Consider the following 22,988-nt stretch of genomic DNA (forward strand, 5'->3'; position numbering starts at 1 on the left):
CTCAGTACTTCTGACGAACGATTTGATAACGACGCCCCAGGTACCAGATCGGTGCGCTGATCATGTGTACGAGACGGGTGAAGGGGAACAGGACAAACAGGGTCAAACCGAGAAACACATGCAACTTGTAGATCAGCCCGACCGGCGCGATGGCCGCCGCTGCTTCTACCGGACGCAACAGCACGGTGTTCTGCGCCCAATCGGCGAGCATCACCATTACCGAGCCGTCCATGTGCCCGGTGGACGCGACGATGGTCAGCAGACCGAGCAGCAATTGCGCGAGCAGCACCAGCAGAATCAGGATGTCCGAAGGGCTGGAAGTCGCGCGAACCCGAGGGTCGCTGAGCCGCCGGTTAACCAGCATCAGCAGGCCGATCAGGCACAGCAGGCCGAAGAACCCGCCCGAAACCATTGCCAGCAACTGCTTGTTCTCAGTGCTGATCACGTGGTGGTAAATCGACGCTGGGGTCAGCAGGCCGACGAAGTGCCCGGCCAGTACGAACAGCACACCGATGTGGAAGAAGTTGCTCGCCACGCGCATGCCGCGCTGATTGAGCATCTGGCTGGAGCCCGCCTTCCAGGTGTACTGCGACAGATCGAAGCGCGCCCAGCTGCCAATCAGGCAAATCGCTAGGGCGACGTAGGGATAGACCCCGAACACCAACAGATTCCATTTAGACATTGCCTACCTCCTTGGCTGGCACAGCGGCCAGCCCTTCATGCTGAAAATCCACCCAGTGCAACGGCACCGCGCTTTCCTCACGGGCCTTGCCCGGTGCGCTTGGCAGCGAACTGCAACGGTCTTGCTGCTCAGTCTGGAGAAAGTCCACGGCCTCCTCTTCCCAGATCTTGTCGAGGGCTTCGAGGGAGTCGTCGCGAGGTTCCGACGCGACCTGTGCCCGCAGGTCGGCGACCGCCTGATGCGGCTCGGCCCCGGCAATTTGCAGCAGCGCCCGGAAGCAACTGGCATAGGCGCTTTCGCGCTCTTCCAGACGTGCCGCGAGCAAGGCCAGCAAGTGCGAAACATCCGCCAGGCCCTCACGGGCCTCAATGTCTTCGCGGGTGGAGAGGAACTCCAGGTACAGCGGGATGTAATCGGGCAACTCTTTGACGCCGATGGCAAAACCGGCTTCTTCGTATTGCGCCATCATGTCGACCATCGCCTGGCCACGGTCGCGGGATTCACCGTGCACATGCTCGAACAACAGCAGCGACAGCGAGCGCCCCCGACCGAACAGCGCACCGTAGTGCTCCTGCCCGTCCATCAGGTCATTGGCGCAGATCAGCTCGAGCAATTCGAACAACGCACCGCGCTGCGTCGGGCTGATTTCCCGTGACTGGATGATCGCTTGCTCCAGTTCGTCGCGACCGCCCATCAGTGTTTCGGTCGGGTAATCGAGCAGCAGCGAAATCACTTTGAGAATTTGCATGCTCATTCCTCCCACAACTGGACGGTTTTCAGAATGTCGCGGCGGTTGGCCTTCTTGGCCCCGAACATGTTGGTGTCGGAACTGCCGCTACAGCCGCTGCCGAAACTGAAGCCACACCCGGAGCGCTCGGCAAAAGCGTCGCTCATGGCGTCTTCACGGTGCGCGCTCGGTACCACAAAGCGGTCTTCATAGTTGGCAATTGCCAGGTAGCGATACATCTCCTCGACCTGGGCCACGCTCAAACCGACATCCTTCAGCACTTGCAGATCCTGAACACCATCGACTTGCTCGGAACGTTTGTAGGCGCGCATCGCCAGCAAGCGTTTAAGCGCACGCTTGACCGGTTTTTCATCGCCCGCCGTCAGCAGGTTGGCCAGGTACTTCAGTGGAATACGCAGGCTGTCGACGTCCGGGATCACCCCGTTCATACCGACGGTGCCGGCAGTGGCAGCGTTCTGGATCGGCGACAGCGGCGGTACGTACCAAACCATCGGCAAGGTGCGGTATTCCGGGTGCAGCGGCAGTGCAAGTTTCCAGTCCACGGCCATTTTGTAGACCGGCGAACGTTGCGCGGAATCGATCACCGACTGCGGTACACCATCGGCCAGAGCCTGACGAATCACTGCCGGGTCATTTGGATCGAGGAAGATCTCCAGTTGTTTCTCATACAGATCCTGCTCATTGGCGGTGCTCGCCACTTCGCTGATGCGGTCGGCGTCATACAGCAACACACCGAGGTAGCGAATGCGCCCGACGCAGGTTTCCGCGCAAACGGTCGGCATCCCGGCTTCGATACGCGGGTAGCAGAAGATGCATTTCTCAGACTTGCCGCTTTTCCAGTTGAAATAGATCTTCTTGTACGGGCAGCCGCTGATGCACATCCGCCAGCCACGGCATTTCTCCTGGTCGATCAGGACGATGCCGTCTTCTTCACGCTTGTAGATCGCCCCGCTCGGGCAAGCCGCGGCGCACGTCGGGTTGAGGCAGTGCTCGCAGAGGCGCGGCAAATACATCATGAAAGTGTTTTCGTACTCGCCGTAGATGTCCGCCTGGATCTTGTCGAAGTTCTTGTCCTTGCGACGTTTGGCGAATTCGGTGCCGAGGATTTCCTCCCAGTTCGGGCCCCACTCGATTTTCTCCATGCGCTTACCGGAGATCAGCGAACGCGGGCGCGCAGTGGGCTGGTGCTCGCCCAGCGGCGCGGTGTGCAGGTGCTGGTAATCGAAGTCGAACGGTTCGTAGTAGTCGTCGAGGCTCGGCAGATCCGGGTTGGCGAAAATGTTCGCCAACACGCGGAATTTACCGCCGATGCGCGGGTTGATCGTGCCGTTGGCATTGCGGATCCAGCCGCCCTTCCACTTGTCCTGGTTTTCCCATTCTTTCGGGTAGCCGATCCCGGGTTTCGATTCGACGTTGTTGAACCAGGCGTATTCCATGCCTTCACGGCTGGTCCAGACGTTTTTGCAGGTGATCGAACAGGTGTGGCAACCGATGCATTTGTCCAGGTTCAGAACCATGCCGATTTGTGAGCGAATCTTCATCTCAGTTCTCCTCAATATCGGTCGGCAGTGGACGCGGCAGGTCATCGCCACTTGAGCCATCGAGCCAGTCGACTTTGGACATTTTGCGCACCACGACGAATTCGTCACGGTTGCAACCGACGGTGCCGTAATAGTTGAAACCGTAGGCCTGCTGGGCATAGCCGCCGATCATGTGGGTCGGTTTAAGCACGACGCGGGTGACCGAGTTGTGGTGACCGCCACGGGTCTTGGTGGTTTCCGAACCGGGCACGTTCACGATCCGTTCCTGGGCGTGGTACATCATCACCATGCCGTCCTTGACCCGTTGGCTGACCACCGCACGGGCGGTCAGTGCACCATTGATGTTGAAGCACTCGATCCAGTCGTTGTCCTCGATACCGGCGCGTTTCGCGTCGTTCTCCGAGAGCCAGACAATCGGCCCGCCACGGCTGAGGGTGAGCATCAGCAGGTTGTCGCTGTAGGTGCTGTGGATGCCCCATTTCTGGTGCGGGGTGATCCAGTTCAGGACGATTTCCTTGTGGCCGTTGCTGCGCTTGCCTTTCACCCCTTCGATGGTGCGGGTGTTGACCGGCGGCCGATAACTCATCAACTGCTCGCCGAACGCCTGCATCCACGGGTGATCCTGATAGAACTGCTGGCGACCGGTGATGGTGCGCCATGGAATCCCTTCGTGAACGTTGGTGTAGCCGGCGTTGTAGCTGACGTGATCGTCTTCGAGGCCCGACCAGGTCGGGCTGGAAATGATCTTGCGCGGCTGCGCCTGAATGTCGCGGAAACGTATCGCTTCGTGGGCCTTGGACAGCGCCAGGTGGCTGTGGTCGATGCCGGTGAATTCCGACAGCGCGGCCCAGGCTTTGACGGCGACCTGGCCGTTGGTTTCCGGCGCGAGGGACAGAATCACTTCAGCAGCATCGATCGCCGTGTCGATTTTCGGACGGCCATGACTGATACCGGCATCGCCTTCTTTGTGATTGAGTTCACCGAGGAATTTCACTTCGTCTTCGGTATTCCAGTTGATGCCTTTGCCACCGTTGCCGTTTTTCTCCAGCAATGGCCCGAGGGACGAGAACTGTTTGTAGATGTTCGGGTAGTCACGCTCGACCACATGCAGGTTCGGCGCGTTCTTGCCCGGCTCCGGTGCCACGCCCGCGCTTTTCCAGTCGGTGCCGCCAAACGGTTGGGCCAATTCGCCGACGCTGTCGTGCATCAATGGGATGGTCACCAGGTCCTTTTCAACGCCCAGGTGCCCTTCGGACATGCTGGAGAACGCCTTGGCGATGCCTTTGTAGATTTCCCAGTCGGAACGCGATTCCCACGCCGGGTCGATGGCGGCCGACAACGGGTGAATGAACGGGTGCATGTCCGAGGTGTTCATGTCGTCTTTTTCGTACCAGGTTGCCGTCGGCAAGACGATGTCGGAATAGACGCAGGTCGACGACATGCGGAAGTCCAGTGTGGTGACCAGATCGAGCTTGCCGATGGCGCCCTCGTCGACCCATTCGGCTTCTTCGGGTTTGCAGTCACCGACCTGGCCGATGTCTTCGTTCATTACCCCGTTTTTGGTGCCGAGCAGGTACTTGAGCATGTACTCGTGGCCCTTGCCCGAGGAGCCCAGCAGGTTGGAACGCCAGATGAACATGTTGCGCGGGAAGTTGACCGGGCTGTCCGGCTGTTCGCAGGAAAAACGCAGCGAACCGTCCTGCAACGACTTGACCACGTAGTCTTTCGGGTCCATGCCGGCCGCAGCCGCGTCGCGGCAAATGTGCAAAGGGTTAGTGTTGAGTTGCGGTGCGCTGGGCAGCCAGCCGGCACGTTCGGCGCGGATGTTGTAGTCCAGGGCATGCTCAGGGAATTTTGATTTATCCGCCAGCGGCGAGAGCACGTCGTGCATGCTCATTTTCTCGTGACGCCACTGCGAACTGTGGGCGTAGAAGAAGCTGGTGCCGTTCATTTGGCGGGGCGGACGGTTCCAGTCCAGGCCGAACGCCAGGGGCAGCCAGCCGCATTGCGGACGGAGTTTTTCCTGACCGACGTAATGCGCCCAACCGCCACCGGTCTGACCGACACACCCGCAGAGCATGAGCATGTTGATCAGCCCGCGGTAGTTCATGTCCATGTGGTACCAGTGGTTCATCGCCGCGCCGACGATGATCATCGAGCGACCCTTGGTCTTGTCGGCGTTGTCGGCGAACTCACGGGCAATCTGGATGGCTTTCTCACGGCTCACGCCGGTGATCTGCTCCTGCCAGGCTGGAGTGCCAGGCACCGAGGCGTCGTCGTAATCCTTGGCGACGTTTTCGCCACCGAGGCCGCGATCGATGGCCAGGTTGGCAGCCGACAGGTCGAACACGGTGGCGACTTTGGCCACGCTGCCGTCCGCCAGCACCACGTTATGCACCGGTACGCGGCGGTATTGCACGGCATCGCCGGCCACGTGCTGGAAGTGCTCGTGGGACTCGCCGGCAAAATACGGGAACGCCACTTCGGCGACGTCATCGCCGATCAGGCTCAGCTTCAGATCGATCTCACGGCCTTCGCCGCCTTCACGGGGAAGGATGTTCCACTTGCCCTTCTCGCCCCAGCGATAACCGATGGAGCCCTGAGGGGACACCAGTTCGCCGCTGACATCCAGGGCGATGGTTTTCCATTCCGGGTTGTTTTCCTGACCGAGGTTGTCGGTCAGGTCACTGGCGCGCAAGAAGCGGTCCGGCTGATAACCGGCGCCCGGTGCCTTGTCGACCATTTGTTTGAGCAGCACCAGCACCGGCAAATCGGTGAAGCGTTTGGCGTAGTCGGTGAAATAAGCGCTCGGTTTGTCCAGGTGGAATTCTTTGAAGATCACATGGTTGAACGCCTGGGCCAGCGCCGCATCGGTGCCTTGTTTAGGGTTCAGCCACAGGTCGGTGAGCTTGGCGACTTCCGAGTAGTCCGGGGTGATCGCGACCGTCTTGGTGCCCTTGTAACGGACTTCGGTAAAGAAGTGCGCGTCGGGGGTACGGGTCTGCGGGACGTTGGAGCCCCAGGCGATGATGTAGTTGGAGTTGTACCAGTCGGCCGATTCCGGCACGTCGGTCTGCTCGCCCCAGACCATCGGCGAGGCCGGTGGCAAGTCGCAGTACCAGTCATAGAAACTCAGGCAGGCGCCACCGATCAGCGACAGGTAACGCGAGCCTGCGGCATAGCTGACCATCGACATGGCCGGGATCGGCGAGAAGCCAACGATCCGGTCAGGGCCGTACTGCTTGATCGTATAGACGTTTGCGGCAGCGATGATCTCGTTGACTTCCTCCCAGTTGGAGCGAATGAAGCCACCCATGCCGCGCTTGCTTTTATAGGAGTCGGCCTTGACCTTGTCCTCGACGATGCTGGCCCAGGCTTCCACCGGCGCCATGGTCTGCCGCGCATCGCGCCAGAGCTTGAGCAACGGCTTGCGGATTTTCGGGTACTTGAGCCGGTTGGCGCTGTAGATGTACCAGCTGTAACTGGCACCACGCGGGCAGCCACGGGGCTCATGGTTCGGCAGATCGTTACGGGTACGCGGGTAGTCGGTCTGCTGGGTTTCCCAGGTGATCAGGCCGTTCTTGACGTAGATCTTCCACGAACAGGAGCCGGTGCAGTTCACCCCATGGGTGGAACGCACGATCTTGTCGTACTGCCAGCGTGAACGGTAGACGTTTTCCCAGTCGCGAGACTCTTTGCGGGTCTCGCCATGACCGTCGGAAAACTCGTTTTGCTTGCGATTGAAAAACTTCAGTTGATCCAGTAAATGACTCACGGTGTAGTCCTCTCAGGCTTGCTGCGGGGTTCTGTGCCCCGCCCACGCAATGGTTGGATTCGGGTCGTTTTAGCAGGGTGTCGCGGCGCCTTTGCGTGCGTACCACCACCAGGTCACCACGATGCAGCTCAGGTAAAAGCCGACGAACATGTAGAAGGCCATCTCCGGGCCGCCGGTCTGGGCCATCGAAGTGCCGAAGGATTTGGGGATGAAGAACGCACCGAAGGCGCCCATGGCCGAACTGAAGCCCAGGACCGCGGCTGACTCTTTGCCGGCATTCTTCAGCGCTTGTTCGCGCACGGCGGGTGGTTTGCCGGCCGAGGCTTTTTCATGCTGGGTGCGGAAGATCACCGGGATCATGCGGAAGGTGGAGCCGTTGCCGATGCCGGTGGTAATGAACAGCAGCATGAACATGCCGAGATAGCCGTAGAAGTTGCCGGGCTCACCGTTCTGCGGCAGGAAGCGCATGACGCCGAAGACCATCACGATCATTGCCACGAAGTTCCACAAGGTCACTTTCGCGCCGCCGAGTTTGTCCGCCAGCCAGCCGCCCAATGGGCGTACCAGTGCACCGACCAACGGGCCGAGGAAGGCGAATTTCAAAGCGATGACGTCAGGGAACGAGGTTTTGATCAGCAGCGGAAACGCGGCGGAGAAACCGATGAACGAGCCGAAGGTCGCCAGGTACAACCAGCACATCAGCCAGTTGTGTTTGCGCTTGAAGATGACGGCCTGCTCGCTGAAAGAAGCGCGAGCACTGGACAAGTCATTCATGCCGAACCAGGCCAGCACCGTCACCAGGACAATAAACGGCACCCAGATGAAGCCGGCGTTCTGCAACCACAACTGACCGCCATCCGGTAATGCTTGCGGCGAGCCGCCCATGAAGCCGAATACGCCGAAAGTAATCACCAGCGGCACACAGAACTGCATCACCGAGACGCCCAGGTTACCCAGCCCGGCGTTGAGGCCAAGGGCTGTGCCCTGCTGCGACTTGGGATAGAAGAAGCTGATGTTGGACATGCTTGAGGCAAAGTTGCCGCCGCCGAAACCGCAGAGCAAGGCAATCAACACGAACACGCTGTAGGAGGTGCTCGGGTCCTGCACGGCGAAGCCCATCCAGATCGAGGGCAACAACAGGGACGCGGTGCTCAGGGCCGTCCAGCGACGGCCACCGAAGATCGGCACCATAAAGGAATAGAAGACGCGCAACGTCGCCCCGGACAGCCCCGGCAACGCCGCCAGCCAGAACAGCTGGTCGGTGGTGAAGGTGAAACCGATGGCGTTCAGACGCACGATCACCGTGCTCCAGACCATCCACACCGCAAAGGCCAGCAGCAGCGCAGGAATGGAAATCCACAAGTTGCGCGTGGCGGTCTGTTTGCCGCTACGTCCCCAGAATGCTGGGTCCTCGGGGCGCCAGTCATGAATGACCGGGCCTTTGTCAGGCTTTTGCAGAACGGACATGTTCTTCTCCTAGGGCAATGCTGGAAATCGGGGACGGGGTCAGCAGCGGCGCTTTACCCAGCACCGCGCTTTTGCGTATTTCGCTGAAGTACATCCAGGTGAGGGAGACCCAGACCACGCCGTACATCAACATGAAGCAGGAAGAGCGCACGCCGGTGAGGTCCACCAGGGCGCCGAACAGGATTGGCAGCACGAACCCGCCCAGGCCACCGGCGAGGCCGACGATGCCGGACACCGCGCCCATGTTTTTCGGGTAGTCGTTGGCGATGTACTTGAAGACCGAGGCCTTGCCGAACGCGAAGGCGATGCCCATGACGAACAGCAGCACGGTGAACAGCGCGGGATTGAGGCCGATGTGGAAGTCCACCGGGCCGTTGATCGTTTGCACTTGCAGTTGGGTCTGCGGATACGAGAGCAGGAACAGGCAGATCCAGCTGACCCACAACACCCACCAGGTCACGCTTTGCGCACCCCAGCGATCCGACATCCAGCCACCGACGGCACGCAGCACGCCACCGGGCAGGGAAAAACAGGCCGCCAGCAGCGCCGCGCTTTGCAGGCTGAAACCGTATTCCTGCACGTAGTATTTGGTCATCCACAGTGCGAGGGCGACATAACCACCGAAGACGATCGAGTAGTACTGGCAGTAGCGCCACACGGCCGGGTCCTTCAGCGAGCTCAATTGCTCACGCAAACTGGCGCCGGTGGCACTGCGGTGGTCCTTGTTTTCGGCGCTGAAGAACCAGAACAACAACGCAGTAATAAACAGGATCGCGCTGAAGACTTTCGGCACCAGCTGCCAGCTGCCGGCCGCGATCAGCGCCGGGGCGAGAAACTTGGTCACCGCGGCCCCGGCGTTACCGGCGCCGAAGATGCCCATCGCAAAGCCCTGATTCTCCTTGTCGAACCATTTGGCGACGTAGGCAATCCCCACCGAAAACGAGCCGCCGGCCAGGCCGACGAACAAGCCCAGCACCAGGAACTGCCAGTAAGCGGTGGCATGACTGATCAGGTACAGCGGCGTCACGCAGGCCAGCATCAGCAGGAAGAACACGCTGCGCCCGCCAAAGCGGTCGGTCAGCAGGCCCAGCGGCAACCGCACCAGCGAGCCGGTCAGGACCGGGGTCGCGGCCAGCAGGCCGAACTGGGTTTCGTTGAGCTGGAGCAGGTCCTTGATCGGCACCCCGAGCACGGCAAACATCATCCAGACCATGAAACAGACGGTGAAGGCCAGCGTGCTCATGCCCAGCACCAAGCCTTGTCGTACACGCGGTGGGTTCACAATGCTCTCCAGTCAGTTAGCCGTGGCGGCAGACTAGAGAGGCCAACCCCGCAAAAACTTGATCCATGTCAACGAAGCCCTAGGGGGCATAGGCCTATGCTTGTGCGGTCTACCTCTAAGGAGGTAGTACAGGGAAACCCTAAAACCGGCGGTTTATCAGCGTCTTAAGGTTTCCTGCCAAGGTTTTTGCTGACAAGGATCAGTCGACAACTCTTTAGAGGTAGCGCGCCCGGGATCGGCGGCAAAACCCCACCCTGGAGCTGCACATGCTCTGTTTTCCTGTCTTTCTCCGAGACCTGCGCTGATGATCCGCTGGTTGCGCAGCTCCCTGCCCGCTCGCGCCGGGCTGGCGGTGATCCTGATCGCCGTGCTCGCCCTCGCCAGCTCGTTGAGCGCCGGACTGATCGCCTGGTTCAGCCAGGGCGATGCGGCCGCCATCAACACTGCAGGCTCGGTGCGTATGGAGACTTACCACCTGAGCTGGAAACTGGCCGCAGGTGCAACCGGCGAAGAAATCATCGCCATCACCGACAGCCTGCAAACCCGTCTCACCAGCCAGTCGCTCAAGGCTGTGCTGGAAGATGGCCCGACCGCCGCCCTGCAAATCAGCTATGGGCAAATCCAGCAACACTGGAACGAGGATTTGCGTCCGGCACTGGAGCGCGGTGATGCCGCCTATTTTCAGGTCCAGGCCCTGCCCTTCATTGAACAACTGAACCAGTTCGTCAACCTGTTACAGCGCCAAAGCGAACAGAAGCAAGGCTGGCAACAGGTGATCCAGGGCCTGGCCCTGTTCACCACCCTGTTCGTCCTGCTGATTGGGCTCTACGAATTGCAGTACGGGGTCGTCATGCCCTTGAAAGAGTTGGTGGATGCGACCCAGCGCTTTCGTCGTGGCGATTTCAAGGTGCGGGTCAACCATCAGTCCCAAGACGAACTGGGCCAGTTGGCCATGAGCTTCAACGCCATGGCCGAGACGATCGAAGACTCGCATCGCACCCTTGAGAGTCAGGTCCAGCAAAAAACCCTGAACCTGCAACAAGCCAATGCCGCCCTCGAGTTGCTGTACCAAAGCAGTCGAAGCCTGGCCACTCGCCTGGCCAATGCCGAAGGGTTGGATGAGTTGATCCGACGCTTCCAGCAGCGCCTGCCCGGCTTGCGCCTGTCGCTGTGTCTGCAAGGGCAATTGCAGGCACCGGCCCAGCAGTTGCTCGCCCTCCACGGTGCGAACATCCGGGAAGTCTGCGCCAGCAGCGATTGCGCCACGTGTCAGAAGCACCATAAAGCCAGCCCGCAAACCTTCAGCATCAGCAATCAGGGCAGCGAACTGGGTGAACTCAAGGCGCATTTTGTCGACGGGCACCCGACGCAAGCCTGGGAAACCCAACTGATCCAGGCCTTGGCCAACCTGATCGGCACCTCGCTCTCGCTCAAGCGTCAACGGGAACAGGATCATCGCCTGCTGCTGCTCGACGAGCGCACGATCATCGCCCGCGAACTGCACGACTCACTGGCCCAGGCCCTGTCCTACATGAAGCTGCAAGTCAGCCGCCTGCAAACCCTGATGCGTCGTGGCGAACCAGTCGAAACCCTGGAAAACGTCACCGCCGAACTGCGCGAAGGGCTGAACAATGCCTACCGCCAGTTACGCGAGTTGCTGACCACTTTTCGCTTGCAGATTCACGATGCGGGACTGGTGCAGGAACTCAAGGACACCGCCGAGGAGTTCTCCCGTCGCGGCGAATTCCAGGTGCACCTGCACGTCGACGCGCTGGCCTTTCAGTTATCGGCCAGCGAGCAAATCCACATCTTGCAGATCACCCGCGAGGCGCTCTCCAACTGCCTGCGCCACGCACACGCGCAAAACGCCTGGCTGCAACTGCGTCAGGACGGTGAAACCGTGAGGCTCATCGTCGAAGACGACGGGCGCGGCTTTAGCGGCAACGTCGACCAACGCGAACACCACGGCCTGAAAATCATGGATGAGCGGGCCCGCAGCTTGCGCGGTCAACTCGAAATAGGCTCCAGGGAGCCGCAAGGCACCCTCGTCCAACTGGAATTCCACCCGGAGTTTCTCGGGCAGCAAACAGAAGGTAGCGTCACATGAACCCGTCCCTGCAACACACCATCCTGCTGGTCGACGACCACCCGATGATGCGGCATGGCATCCGCCAGATGCTCGAACTCGAAGACGATTTCCTGATCGTCGGTGAAGCCAGCAACGGTGAAGAAGCGCTCGGACTGATCGAGCCGCTGCAACCGGACCTGGTGTTGCTCGACAACAACATGCCGCTGATGAATGGCATTGAAACCCTGCGCCAATTACGGGCGATGCACTACACCGGCAAGGTGCTGCTGTTTACGGTCTCGGATGCCGAAGACGATATTCGCGACGCACTGCGCCTGGATGCCGACGGCTACCTGCTCAAGGACATGGAGCCCGAACTGTTGATTCAGTACATCCGCAATGCCTTGAACGGCGAATTGGTGATCAGCCCGGGGCTGACCCAAGTCATGGCCCAGGCGCTGCGCTCACCGCAGCGTCAGACCGTGGTGGAACTGACCGAGCGTGAACGTCAGGTGCTGAAAACCATCGCCAGCGGCTTCAGCAACAAAGTCATCGGGCACAAGCTGGGCATCACCGAAGGGACGGTCAAGGTTCACGTGAAAAACCTGCTGCACAAACTCGGCTTACGCTCGCGGGTCGAGGCGGCGGTGTGGGCCATGGAGCATCTGCGCAATGCCGGCTGACGGGCATGCCTCTTTGGAGGTAGGCCGGCAGAGGCATAGGTCATCCGGCCGGCGCTCTCTACTATGAGCGTCAGCGGAGGTACGCCATGCTGACCCACCCTTCCATCGTTTTAACGTTGCGTCGTCATCATCTGTTCAGCCAGCTACCGGAGAAAATCTTCGAGGAAGTCTGCGGCTTGGCGATGCTCAAACGCCTGGCCTGTCACAGCACACTCATGCACCAAGGCGATCCGGCCAAGCGCTTTTTCCTGCTGGTCAGCGGCCAGATCAAGTTGTACCGGCTTACCGGCGAAGGTCAGGAAAACCTGGTGGAGATCATTCAGCCCGGCCAGACCTTTGCCGAAGCCTTGCTGTTCAGCCAGGCCCGTCTCTACCCGGTCAGCGCCACGGCGCTGAAGGACAGCGTGCTGGTGAGTATCGAGGGCAGCCATTACCGCAACGCCCTGGAAGACCAGCCGAAAGTTTGCCTGGCGATCCTGGCGAGCATGAGCGTGCATTTGCATCTGCGTCTGCGCGACATCGACACCTTGACCATGGCCAGTGCGAGCCGTCGGGTGATCAACTTTCTGTTCCAGGAGCGCAACCCGGTCAGCGGCTTGATTGTCTTGCAGGTGTCCAAACGCCTGGTCGCCTCGAAGCTGGGTATCCAGCCGGAAACCTTTTCGCGGATCTTGCACCGACTGGTGGACAGTGGCCTGATCGCCATGGAACGACGCAATATCAGCATCCTCGCCGAAGAGGATCTGGCGGCCTTCCAGTAGACGGAATTGACCGCAGTCAATGCGCAACGCCACCGGCCTTGCACACTGAAGAAGTCCATCCATGGAGAGCGCTCATGTCCCGTTCAACCTTGCCTCTGATTTACTCTTGCTCAGGCTGCTCCAACGTCGCCCAACTGGCCAACACCCTGGCCGTGCGGCTTGATCGCAGTGGCCTGGCTGAAATGTCCTGCATCGTCGGGGTTGGCGGGCATGTGGCGGCACTGGTCAACAAGGCACGCTCGGGACGGCGGATTTTTGCGCTGGATGGTTGCCCGTTGCAATGCGTTGAAAACTGCCTGAAGCAGCATGGTCTGCACGCGGATGTGCACTTGATTCTTAGCCATTACGGGTTGCGTAAGCGCCATGGCGAGGACTGCACGCAGGCGCAGGGTGATGAGTTGTTTGAAGGGATCAAGCAGTTGATTGCCAGTGATGCTCGGCAGCATGAAAGCCGGCAGGAAACGATGGCCTGACGGCCAACAAAAACCACTGTGGGAGCGAGCTTGCTCGCGATAGCGGTAGAACAGTCGACATGAATGTTGAATGTGCCGCCGTCATCGCGAGCAAGCTCGCTCCCACAGTGGATCGGGGGGCGCAGGTTCTACTGCGCCGCCAACCCCTTCCCCGCCCGCTCCAGATTGCGCCACAGCCAAACCGGCAACACATCAGGATCAAGACTGTCGATCAAGTTCTTCAGCGCCAACCCCAACTCCGTATCACCCTCGATCACCAGACGCCTGCGAAAGAACAGCGTGTCCGGATCTTCCTGACGGCTGGCCAGCAATAAAAACTCGCGCCAGTTACCGCTGATGGTCACATGCGCGTCGGCGCGTTCAGCAATTCGCAACCCTTCACGGGTTAGCGTCAGGAACCAGGACAACCCCAGGTCCGGAATCCGCAGGCACAGCCAGCGCCCTCGCAACACTTCAAACTCGCCATCGCGCAACGGCTCGGCGAGGCAGCGATTGAGCGCCTGCTGCAACGCCAGGCGCTGCACCGCAAAAGGCACCCGGCGCACCAGCGGCAGTAACCGGTCGGCGCCTTTCAGCAGCCACTTTTTCCGATTCAACACAGGCCGACCTCCTCGACGCGCAACATGCCGGCCTGGCCATGCCAGTAGCCGTTGCAACCGTCGACGAACAGCGGCGGCGTCTCGCCCAAACGAACCCGTTGATAGGCGGTAATGACCTCGGCCATGCCCTGAGCGCGAGGGCTCAGACGCAACAAGTCAGCGCCACAGGCCACCAGCCCGGTGTAATCCGCCAGCAGATTGGTCACCTCAGCCGACATCGTTTGAATACCGTTGATGGTGAACAGCGCCTGCCCTTCCTGACTGGTCAACGGCAGGCCGTCGGGGTAGTTGATGCAGCAAAACTGGCAGTCGTCCTTGGGCCGGTTTTCCGCCCGAGCGGTGAAACAGCGCGCGGAATAGGCCAACGGCAATTGCCCATAGGCAAAGATTTCAACTTCCGGAACCTCACGGCCCAGCTCGCGCACCTGATCGAGCACATCGCCAATCAGCGCCGCCGAACACTCCACTGGCGGCACCCAACGGGTCATCCCGCAGTCCAGCAGTTGCGCGAGCGTATGACCGTTGTACAAATTCAGCGCCGGACCGCCCACGAACGGCAACTTGCGCTCGGCCAGAAACTGCACCGCACCCATGTCGTTGGCTTCCACCAGCAATTGGCCGTTGTCGCAAAGACGGCGCAGGCTGGAAAGTTCGGAGGCCGCTTCGATCAGCGTCAGGCTGGAGATCACCAACTGTGCCTGGCTGCATTCCTGCAACTCGCGACCCAGCCCCAGCCATTGATCCAGTGAAAAGGCCCGGCGTTTCGAACACACAGTTTCCCCCAGATAAATCACATCCAGGGGCAAGGCCGACATCTCGGCGTAAAAGCTGCTGAGTTGCTCTTTGTCCCAATAAAACAGGACCGGTCCAAGGCTGAGCTTCATGTCGCCTCCCTCATTGCCATGATCGATGGTAAGCACCCAGGGTGGTCTGGCTGCCTTCGGACAAACCGGCCAGCACCAGACGCCATTCCTCCTTGACCCGAAAACTGCCCGGTGAGCCGCGATGGGCATCCAGTGCCGCGCGCCATACGCGGGTGACTTGTTCGACATAGGCCGGACTGCGTTGCCGGCCCTCGATTTTTACCGCCTCGACGCCGATGGCCGTCAATTCCGGCAGCAAATCCAGGGTGTCGAGGCTGGTAGGTTCTTCCAGCGCATGAAAGCGTTTGCCGCTGACCAGGAATCGGCCTTTGCACAGGGTTGGGTAACCGGCGGGTTCATCAGGGGTGTAACGGTCGATCAGCACTTCACTGAGCCGTGCGCTCAAACCTTCAGCGTCGTCGCTCCAGCGCACTGCTTTGGCTGGTGAACAGACACCGCACAGGTTCGGCGACTCGCCGGTGATGTAGGACGACAGATGGCAACGCCCTTCGGCCATGATGCACAAGCTGCCGAAACCAAAGACTTCGATGGGCACCGGGCTGCTCGCGGCGACCTGACGCACTTGCGCCAACGACAACACCCGAGGCAGTACCGCGCGACGAATCCCGTAACGCTGCGCATAAAATTCCAGGGCCGCGGCATGGGTTGCCGAACCCTGGACCGACAGATGCAACGCCAATTGCGGATGGCGCTGGCTGGCGTAGTTGAGCACCCCGGGGTCGGCGGCGATCAGCGCATCCACGCCGAAATCTGCGGCGCGATCGACCGCCCGCTGCCAGCGTTCCCAGCCCTTGGGTTGCGGGTAGGTGTTGACCGCGACATAGAGTTTGCGTTGATGCTGGCGGATGTGGGCGACCGCCGCGTCGAACTGTTTGTCGTCCATGTTCAGCCCCGCGAAATGCCGGGCATTGGTGTCATCGCGAAAACCGACATAAACGGCATCGGCGCCTTGGCGCACCGCCGCTTTCAGCGCAGGCAGGTTCCCTGCCGGGCAGACCAGTTGCATGGGTAATCCTCATGGAAAAACGCGCTGCCAGTCTAGCGAGACCGGCAGGCACGGCCTTGACGGCAATCAATTGCGATCAATGCATCAGGTCGGCGAAGGACAGGAACATCACGTTGTCGTGCTTGAGCACTTGCTGCTCGCACTCGATCACCGCCAACCCGTCGGCCCAACACGCGGCGCTCAACATCGCCGAGCTTTGCTGAGGGTGCAGCTCCACGCTCAACTGGCCGTCAGCGCCCGGGGTCAGCCGAGCCCGCAGGTACTGCCGACGTTTGTTGCGCTGTAACCAGTCGAACCCGGCGGGCACGGCCAATGGCACCGGCAACACGTCTTTCACACCCTGGGCCCTGAGCAGGAACGGACGCACCACCACCAACGCGGTAATCAGCGCCGCCGAAGGATTGCCCGGCATGCCGATCCAGGGTTTGCCGGCCACTTCGCCGAAGGCCAGCGGTTTACCCGGCTGAATGGCCAGCCGCCAGAAATCCAGGCTGCCGAGTTCCTCGATGGCCTGTTTGAGGTGATCTTCCTCACCGACCGAGACGCCACCGGAACTCAACAGCAGTTCGCATTCCGAGGACGCCAGGCTCAAGGCATGCCGGCTGGCCGCCAACTCATCGGCCATGACGCCATAGTCGTGGACCTCGACGCCCCAACCACTCAACAACGCCGCGAGGCAATAACGATTGCTGTTGTAAATCTGCCCGGGCGCCAATGGATCGCCCGGCTCACGCAGTTCATTGCCGCTGCTAAGCAAGCACACCTGCAACGGTCGATAGACCTCGACCCGCGCGATGCCCGCACCGGCCAACAACCCCACTTCTTGCGCACGTAGGCGTTTACCGGCCCGGAGCAACAGATCTCCCCGGCGAACCTCCTCACCTTCCTTACGCACATGATCGCCCGCGTTTACGGGCGGAAACCAGACACGCTCGCCATCGATCCGGCAACGCTCCTGCGGCACCACCGTGTCGGCACCCGGCGGCAATGGCGCGCCGGTAAAGATCTGCACTGCCTGCTGCGCGAGCAAGGGCGAGCACGCCGGATCTCCCGCTGCAATTCGTCCGCCAATCGACAAACAGCCGCCGTCCGGTGGCAGGTCTGCGGCCCTGAGGGCATAACCGTCCATGGCACTGTTGTCCCAGGCCGGCAGATTGACAGGAGAATGAATGTCCGCCGCCAGCACCCGCCCCAAGGCTTGATCGAGACCGATTTTTTGCGCCAGGGGCGGCGGCGGTGCCTGATCCAGCAGACGGCTGATGGCCTCGTCCACCGGCATCAGGTGGCCGAGGTCGCACACCCGGCCGGTCATGAGCGTGTCTCGCAGGCGTCGATGACCCGTTGCCCTTGCGGCTTCAAATGCGGGGCGAAATTGCACGGGCCGGTGCGGCTGTCCAATTGTTCGAGCAGGATCTGGTTCCAGGCGGTTCGACACGCGCCGGGCGAACCCGGAACGCAGCACACCAGCACACCATTGCTCATCCCGGCCAATGCCCGTGACTGCAGACTGGACATGCCGATTTCCGCCAGGGACACCTGGCGGAACAATTCGCCGAAGCCTTCCACGTGTTTGTCCAGCAACGGCAAAACCGCTTGCGGAGTGTTGTCGCGCGTGGTGAAACCGGTGCCGCCGGTCATCAGTATCACTTGAACCTGAGGGTCGGCGATCCAGTGGGAGACCTTGGCGCGGATCTGATAAATGTCGTCTTTGACCAGACCACGATCGATCAATACATGCCCGGCCGTTTGCAGCAAATCCGTCAGGGTCTGCCCCGAGGTGTCGGTGTCAAAGGTGCGCGTATCGCTGATGGTCAGCACGGCAATGTTCAGCGGTTCAAACGTGCGTTGCGCCAGATGGGCCATATCCAAGCCTTCCCGTAAATGAGGGTATGGGACAAATCCTGAACCGGAATCCGCAGTGAGCCTATTCCTCCAAGGAGGTACCTCCGCGGGGACATATGAAGAACGTGCAGGCCACACAAAAACCTGTGGGAGCGAGCTTGCTCGCGATAGCGGTGTGTCAGGCAACATTTATGTCTACTGGACCACCGCAATCGCGAGCAAGCTCGCTCCCACATTGTTCTCCATTGCTACACGATCTGTTCAAGGCGCCAAGCGATTGCGTTGCCATGCGCCATCGCGCAAACGGTAATCGAGACGGTCATGCAAGCGGTCGGCACGGCCCTGCCAGAACTCCAGACGCTCAGGGTGCAGGCAGTAGCCGCCCCAATGCTCGGGCCGCGGCACGGTCTTGCCGGCAAAACGTTGGGTGGTTTGTATCAACAGCGATTCAAGCTCGGCCCGATTGGCCAGCGGCCGGCTTTGCGGTGAAGCCCAGGCGCCCAGGCGACTGTCCTGTGAGCGGGAATCGTAGTACGCATCCGACAGCGTCGGGTCGAGCCTGGAGACCTGGCCTTCGATACGCACCTGACGCTCCAGCCCCGGCCAGAAAAAGGTCATGGCAGCATGCGGGTTGGCGGCCAGTTGCTGGCCTTTGTCACTCTGGTAATTGCCGAAAAAGGTGAAGCCTTCATCGCTCAAGCCCTTGAGCAGCAGGACCCGGCAGTGCGGGCGCCCTTCACTGTCGACCGTCGCCAACACCATGCTGTTGGCTTCGACAGGCGCGCGCTCGGTGTCGCGGGCCAGTTGCAGCCATTGCCGGAACATCGCCATTGGGTCGTCCAGCGCCAACTCGTCTTGCAGGCCAAAAAGGGTGTAGTTGCGGCGCATTTGTGCCAGGGAAAGGGGCATGACGGTGATCTCCAAAATGGTTCCGCCCAGTGTGCAAGACACTGCGCAACACCACCTTGACCACCATCAACACTGAGCATGCCCAGCCTTATTTTAGGCGCAGACGCCGAGCCAGTTTGTGCAGGTTGCTGGGATCGACTTCCAGAATCCGCGCGGCGCTGGCCCAGTTCTGCCCGGACAGGCTCAAGGCCTGGAGAATTTTCTTGCGCTGGTAATCGTCGACCGCTTCACCCAGGGGCTGGAACGGCTCATCAGCCGTAACGTCCAGGGGACTTTCGACGACCGCGCCCTGCCCGCCCATGGCACTGTCGAGGTCGAGAATCTCGGGTTCCAGCGTCATGATCAGGGTGCGACTCGTGCCGCGACTGAGCTGCTTCAATGCGGCTCGGCTGATCACATGTTCCAGCTCCCGCACGTTGCCCGGCCAGCTGTACGTCAGCAGCGCTCGCTCGGCCGTCGGCGACAGACGCAAACCGCGCAGACCGAGCCGCGTCCGATTGAGTTCAAGAAAATGCCCGGCCAGCATCAACACATCGTTACCCCGCTCGCGTAGCGGCGGAATCGGCACCGGGTACACCGAGAGCCGGTGATACAGATCGGCCCGAAACAAGCCGTCGCGGATGCTGTCCGGCAGGTGCCGGTTGGTCGCAGCGATGATTCGCACATCGACATGCAACGGTTTGTCGGCGCCGAGGCGCTGGATCTCGCCGTTCTGCAGGGTGCGCAGCAGCTTCGCTTGCACGGCCAATGGCAACTCACCGACTTCGTCGAGAAACAGCGTGCCACCGTTGGCCGCATCGAAACGTCCGGCACGGTCGCTGGTGGCGCCGGAAAATGCGCCTTTGACATGGCCGAACAATTCACTCTCTGCCAGAGACTCCGGCAACGCGGCGCAGTTGACCTGCACCAGCGGCTTATGACTGCGGCGCGACAAACGATGCAAGCGCCTTGCGAACAATTCTTTGCCGACGCCGGTCTCGCCCAGCAGCAACACCGGCAGCTCGGAATCGGCCAGTACGTCCAGTTCATTGAGCAACTGATGCAGCACCTCACTCTGCCCGAGGATTTCGCCCTCATCCGCTGGCCGCCGCACGTCTTGAATATCGCTGCGGGACAAGCGCAGGCTGCGGTTTTCCTGCTCAAGCCGGGTGACTCGCACGGCGGCTTCGATCTGCAAGGTGCAGCGCTTGAGTTCTTCCCGCGCACGGCTGTCGAAGGTCCCGGCGTGCAGCGCATCAAGGGTGATTGCACCCCAGATCCGCCCCTCCACATACAGGCTTACGCCCATGCAGTCGTGCACTGGCATCGGTTCGCCGGCGTGATTGTCGAGCAAGCCGTCATAGGGATCCGGCAGGCGACTGTCGGGTTCGAACCAGGTGGGTTCGCGCGACGCCATGATCGCCGCCAGCCGCGGATGCTGGGCGATGACAAACCGGCGCCCCAACGCTTCATGCACCAGCCCGACCGTCGCGACCGGCCTGAGGCTGTCGTCATCCAGACGCAACAACCCCACGGCGCCACTGTTGAAGTACTCGCGCAGGGTCTGGACCAATCGTTGCAACCGCACGGCATTGGGCAACTCGACAATCAGGTCGGCCGCCAGGCTTTCACGCAGCATGGTAGTTATTACCCTCTATGGTTGGATTAACCCTAATGCGTCCGGGTGCCTATCACCACAACTAAAAAATAAGTGATATTTTTCAATACGTTAAATATGGCATGCCGGGTGCAATGAACTTGGGGAACCGTTGAAATCCAAACAAGGAACCCCTGATGAGCCTGACCCTACTGGAACAAAGCCTCGGCCAACTGGCTTGCGACATTCCCGGCGCCACGCGGATTTTCCACACCTTCAAACTGGACTTCTGTTGTGGCGGGCATAAAAGCCTGCGCGAAGCAGCCGCTGGCAAAGACCTCGATCCGCTCCTGATTGCCGATGCGCTGCACCGACTGCAAGACACCGGCGAAACCCAACACGACTGGCGCAACGAACCGTCGGAGCTATTGATCGCCCACCTTCTGGCGCGCTACCACGCCCGCCATCGCGAGCAACTGCCGGAACTGATCCGCCTGGCCCGTCGCGTCGAGCAGGTCCACGGTGCGCGCAGCAGCTGCCCCAACGGACTGGCGGATCTGCTGACCGACATTCAACAAGAACTCGAAGGCCACATGCTCAAGGAAGAACAAGTGTTGTTCCCGATGCTGCAACAGGGCATCGGTCCTCAGGCCGCTCCGCCGATCCAGGTGCTGCGCTTTGAACATGATCAACATGGCGAAGCATTGGAAAGGCTGCTCGCACTGACCAACAACATCACCCCGCCGCCCGATGCCTGTAACACCTGGCGAGCCCTTTATCGTGGGCTGCTGGAGTTTCGTGATGACCTGATGCAACACATCCATCTGGAAAACAACGTGTTGTTTGTTAACGCCTTGAACCGTCGTCACTGATCGATTGCCGCTCACACCCAACCCGCGCCAGCCCACCGGTTGACGCGGGTTTTGTCTGTCAGGGACGGCGGGCGATCAACCGTGCCAATAGAACATGGCCTTGGCCAGGATCACGATCAACACCATGTGCCCGAGGATGCTGCGGCGAATCCAGCTGGCGCGGGTCGCGGTCAGTCGTGCGCTTTTCAGCCAATACGCCAGCAGGAAGTAATGGCCGATGATGCTCAGGGCCAGAACGATCTTCAGGCTCAGTAATGTGCCAAAACTGCTGGCCAGCGGCTGACTCAATACGCCACGGTGTTGCCACGCCAGGCTGATGCCGGCGCCATACAACAGCAACACCACGCCATGCAGCACCTTGCGCGAACGCACTGCAATCGCTTGATCTGCGGTCGATTGCGCGGCATCCGCCAACTGCTGGCGGGCGCGGTGCCAGATCACCACCTCGAAAAACAGCGTGCCGATGAAGGCAATCGCCGCCAGCAAGTGGGTGACCAGTAAAAAGGGATATAACACCGGCAGCCTCCATCAATTCACTTGCTTAGCCTGGATGGCCGTCCACCCGGGCTCGCAGCAGCATCGGCCCATAGCGCCAGGCGTACAGCGCAAACGCCAGCGCCCAACACAGACCGGCCAGCCACAACGCAGGCAGGGGAAAGAACAGGATCAACACGACCCGGCTCAAGCACGCCAGGTTGAGCAAAATGAACGCCAAAGTCATGCCCGACGGCGGCTCCAGCGCTCGGCCGGTATGCCCCAGGCTGACCCGCGCGATCATCGCCAACACCAGGCCGCCCATGGCGCCGATCGTCAGGCAATGCACCGCCAGACTCGAGTTAATCGGCACACCGAAATGCCACAGCGCCATTGCGAGACAGGCCACCGCCAACCAGGCATACGCCAGGTACAACGACCACAGCAGCGGCACGCGCCAGAGGGCGCGATCATGCCAGCGAACCAGACGCACCAGATGCAAGGCGGCCAGCACGGCGAACAACAGGCCCACCCAGAGATTGGGGTCAAGCGCAGGTCCGGCGGCATACAACAACGCCACCAGCGGTGAGCCAATCAGCAGCAGCCAATCCAGCCACGGCCAGGGGGTAACGCCTTCGACCTTGCCGAGGCCGCGCTGGATGAAGAACGGAATGACCCGCCCGCCGATCAACCCCATCATCGCCGCCACCAGCCAGAGGCCGGTCAGCACGCCTTGACGCTGCCAGCCTTCATGACCTTCGACCAGGCCGTACAGGGACAACCCGTCGGCCGCCGCTAACAACAGCAGCACCACCGCAATCGGGTAGTTACGTGTCTGCCGCACCTTCCACAGGGTGAAACCCATGAGCGCGGCCACCGCCAGCGGGAACGCCAATTCCAGTACCGCAAGCACCGGCCACGGAGCATTGACCAGCCAGGCCGCGCGCGCCAACAACCACAGCAATGCCAGCGCGGCCAGGGGTCGCCCGCTGATGCCGGGACGACCGGTCCAGGTTTGCACGGCCGTCAGCAGAAAACCCGCGATGATCGCCAAGCCGAACCCGAACAACAATTCGTGTCGATGCCAGCCCAGCCAGCCACCCGCCGGCTGCCAGCCGGAAAGCGCACCACTGAAGGCGGCGAGCCAGACTGGAATGACCAGCACCGCCAGCAGGCAGCCGGCGAGGAAAAATGGCCGAAAGGCCAAACGTAACAGCGGTGCGATGGCCATCGCTTTACGGCGGTCGAGCACTTGCATAAAGCCACTCCTTTACCTTGCTGCTGACCTGACGCTAACCCACACGCGTCGAAGTAAGTCCGGGGGCAATGATCGGGTATTGGCGATC

Annotated in this window: 20 protein-coding genes; 5 read left to right on the forward strand and 15 right to left on the reverse strand. The window is 60.8% G+C overall.

Features of this window, described 5'->3' with window-relative positions; genetic code table 11:
* Position 1: 1 nt before the first annotated feature.
* The 6 genes from narI to CUN63_RS29575 all read right to left on the reverse strand — a co-directional run bounded on the left by narI (position 2) and on the right by CUN63_RS29575 (position 9,495).
* A complete protein-coding gene (narI, locus tag CUN63_RS29550; protein WP_129444694.1) occupies positions 2 to 682 on the reverse strand; it encodes a respiratory nitrate reductase subunit gamma in 681 nt (226 codons plus the stop codon).
* The gene (gene narJ / locus CUN63_RS29555) at positions 675 to 1,430 is read right to left on the reverse strand and encodes a nitrate reductase molybdenum cofactor assembly chaperone (protein ID WP_129444695.1); all 756 of its coding nucleotides are present in this window, start codon (positions 1,428 to 1,430) and stop codon (positions 675 to 677) included. The genes narI and narJ overlap by 8 nt, the downstream gene beginning before the upstream one ends.
* 2 nt (positions 1,431 to 1,432) lie before the next feature.
* Entirely contained in the window at positions 1,433 to 2,971 is a 1,539-nt protein-coding gene (gene narH, locus CUN63_RS29560) for a nitrate reductase subunit beta (RefSeq protein WP_033059086.1), read from the reverse strand.
* A 1-nt stretch (position 2,972) separates the two neighbouring features.
* Positions 2,973 to 6,746 (reverse strand): nitrate reductase subunit alpha, encoded by a 3,774-nt coding sequence (locus CUN63_RS29565; protein WP_129444696.1) that lies wholly within the window; start codon positions 6,744 to 6,746, stop codon positions 2,973 to 2,975.
* Positions 6,747 to 6,815: 69 nt separating this feature from the next.
* Positions 6,816 to 8,213, reverse strand: a complete 1,398-nt coding sequence (locus CUN63_RS29570) for a NarK family nitrate/nitrite MFS transporter (protein WP_129444697.1) — start codon at positions 8,211 to 8,213, stop codon at positions 6,816 to 6,818.
* Complete coding sequence (locus tag CUN63_RS29575; RefSeq protein ID WP_129444698.1) at positions 8,191 to 9,495, reverse strand: nitrate/nitrite transporter; 1,305 nt, start codon at positions 9,493 to 9,495, stop codon at positions 8,191 to 8,193. Before CUN63_RS29575 ends, CUN63_RS29570 begins: the two co-directional genes overlap by 23 nt.
* 304 nt (positions 9,496 to 9,799) lie before the next feature.
* On the opposite strand from CUN63_RS29575, the gene CUN63_RS29580 reads away from it, so the two are divergent.
* From CUN63_RS29580 to CUN63_RS29595, 4 genes are all read left to right on the forward strand, one after another.
* On the forward strand, positions 9,800 to 11,602 hold the full coding sequence (locus CUN63_RS29580; protein WP_129444699.1) for a HAMP domain-containing protein: 1,803 nt from the start codon (positions 9,800 to 9,802) through the stop codon (positions 11,600 to 11,602).
* The gene (gene narL, locus CUN63_RS29585; RefSeq protein ID WP_129444700.1) at positions 11,599 to 12,246 is read left to right on the forward strand and encodes a two-component system response regulator NarL; all 648 of its coding nucleotides are present in this window, start codon (positions 11,599 to 11,601) and stop codon (positions 12,244 to 12,246) included. Before CUN63_RS29580 ends, narL begins: the two co-directional genes overlap by 4 nt.
* Before the next feature lie 86 nt (positions 12,247 to 12,332).
* A complete protein-coding gene (locus tag CUN63_RS29590; RefSeq protein WP_033059073.1) occupies positions 12,333 to 13,007 on the forward strand; it encodes a Crp/Fnr family transcriptional regulator in 675 nt (224 codons plus the stop codon).
* Positions 13,008 to 13,081: 74 nt separating this feature from the next.
* Positions 13,082 to 13,480: a putative zinc-binding protein gene (locus CUN63_RS29595; protein WP_129444701.1), complete on the forward strand. Its 399-nt coding sequence runs from the start codon at positions 13,082 to 13,084 to the stop codon at positions 13,478 to 13,480.
* A 128-nt stretch (positions 13,481 to 13,608) separates the two neighbouring features.
* On the opposite strand, the gene CUN63_RS29605 is transcribed toward CUN63_RS29595, so the two are convergent.
* The 7 genes from CUN63_RS29605 to norR form a co-directional block, all read right to left on the reverse strand.
* Positions 13,609 to 14,079, reverse strand: a complete 471-nt coding sequence (locus tag CUN63_RS29605; RefSeq protein WP_129444702.1) for an SCP2 domain-containing protein — start codon at positions 14,077 to 14,079, stop codon at positions 13,609 to 13,611.
* Entirely contained in the window at positions 14,073 to 14,963 is an 891-nt protein-coding gene (locus CUN63_RS29610) for a U32 family peptidase (RefSeq protein ID WP_129444703.1), read from the reverse strand. The genes CUN63_RS29605 and CUN63_RS29610 overlap by 7 nt, the downstream gene beginning before the upstream one ends.
* A gap of 10 nt (positions 14,964 to 14,973) precedes the next feature.
* A complete protein-coding gene (locus tag CUN63_RS29615; RefSeq protein WP_129444704.1) occupies positions 14,974 to 15,969 on the reverse strand; it encodes a peptidase U32 family protein in 996 nt (331 codons plus the stop codon).
* Between the two features lie 76 nt (positions 15,970 to 16,045).
* The gene (gene glp / locus CUN63_RS29620; RefSeq protein ID WP_129444705.1) at positions 16,046 to 17,281 is read right to left on the reverse strand and encodes a gephyrin-like molybdotransferase Glp; all 1,236 of its coding nucleotides are present in this window, start codon (positions 17,279 to 17,281) and stop codon (positions 16,046 to 16,048) included.
* Positions 17,278 to 17,832, reverse strand: coding sequence for a molybdenum cofactor biosynthesis protein B (gene moaB / locus CUN63_RS29625; protein ID WP_129444706.1), 555 nt, complete (start codon positions 17,830 to 17,832; stop codon positions 17,278 to 17,280). Before moaB ends, glp begins: the two co-directional genes overlap by 4 nt.
* 240 nt (positions 17,833 to 18,072) lie before the next feature.
* Complete coding sequence (gene pdxH, locus CUN63_RS29635; protein ID WP_129444708.1) at positions 18,073 to 18,720, reverse strand: pyridoxamine 5'-phosphate oxidase; 648 nt, start codon at positions 18,718 to 18,720, stop codon at positions 18,073 to 18,075.
* An 88-nt stretch (positions 18,721 to 18,808) separates the two neighbouring features.
* Positions 18,809 to 20,338 carry a nitric oxide reductase transcriptional regulator NorR gene (gene norR, locus CUN63_RS29640; RefSeq protein ID WP_129444709.1) on the reverse strand — a complete coding sequence of 510 codons (1,530 nt, stop codon included), beginning with the start codon at positions 20,336 to 20,338 and terminating at the stop codon, positions 18,809 to 18,811.
* A gap of 155 nt (positions 20,339 to 20,493) precedes the next feature.
* On the opposite strand from norR, the gene ytfE reads away from it, so the two are divergent.
* Entirely contained in the window at positions 20,494 to 21,168 is a 675-nt protein-coding gene (gene ytfE, locus CUN63_RS29645; protein ID WP_129444710.1) for an iron-sulfur cluster repair protein YtfE, read from the forward strand.
* A gap of 75 nt (positions 21,169 to 21,243) precedes the next feature.
* On the opposite strand, the gene CUN63_RS29650 is transcribed toward ytfE, so the two are convergent.
* Together CUN63_RS29650 and CUN63_RS29655 are read right to left on the reverse strand one after the other, a co-directional pair.
* Positions 21,244 to 21,684 (reverse strand): CopD family copper resistance protein, encoded by a 441-nt coding sequence (locus tag CUN63_RS29650; protein ID WP_129444711.1) that lies wholly within the window; start codon positions 21,682 to 21,684, stop codon positions 21,244 to 21,246.
* A 25-nt stretch (positions 21,685 to 21,709) separates the two neighbouring features.
* Positions 21,710 to 22,900 (reverse strand): NnrS family protein, encoded by a 1,191-nt coding sequence (locus CUN63_RS29655; protein WP_129444712.1) that lies wholly within the window; start codon positions 22,898 to 22,900, stop codon positions 21,710 to 21,712.
* Positions 22,901 to 22,988: the final 88 nt, after the last annotated feature.

This window comes from Pseudomonas sp. ACM7 (genome assembly GCF_004136015.1).
GTDB classification, from domain to species: domain Bacteria; phylum Pseudomonadota; class Gammaproteobacteria; order Pseudomonadales; family Pseudomonadaceae; genus Aquipseudomonas; species Aquipseudomonas frigoris.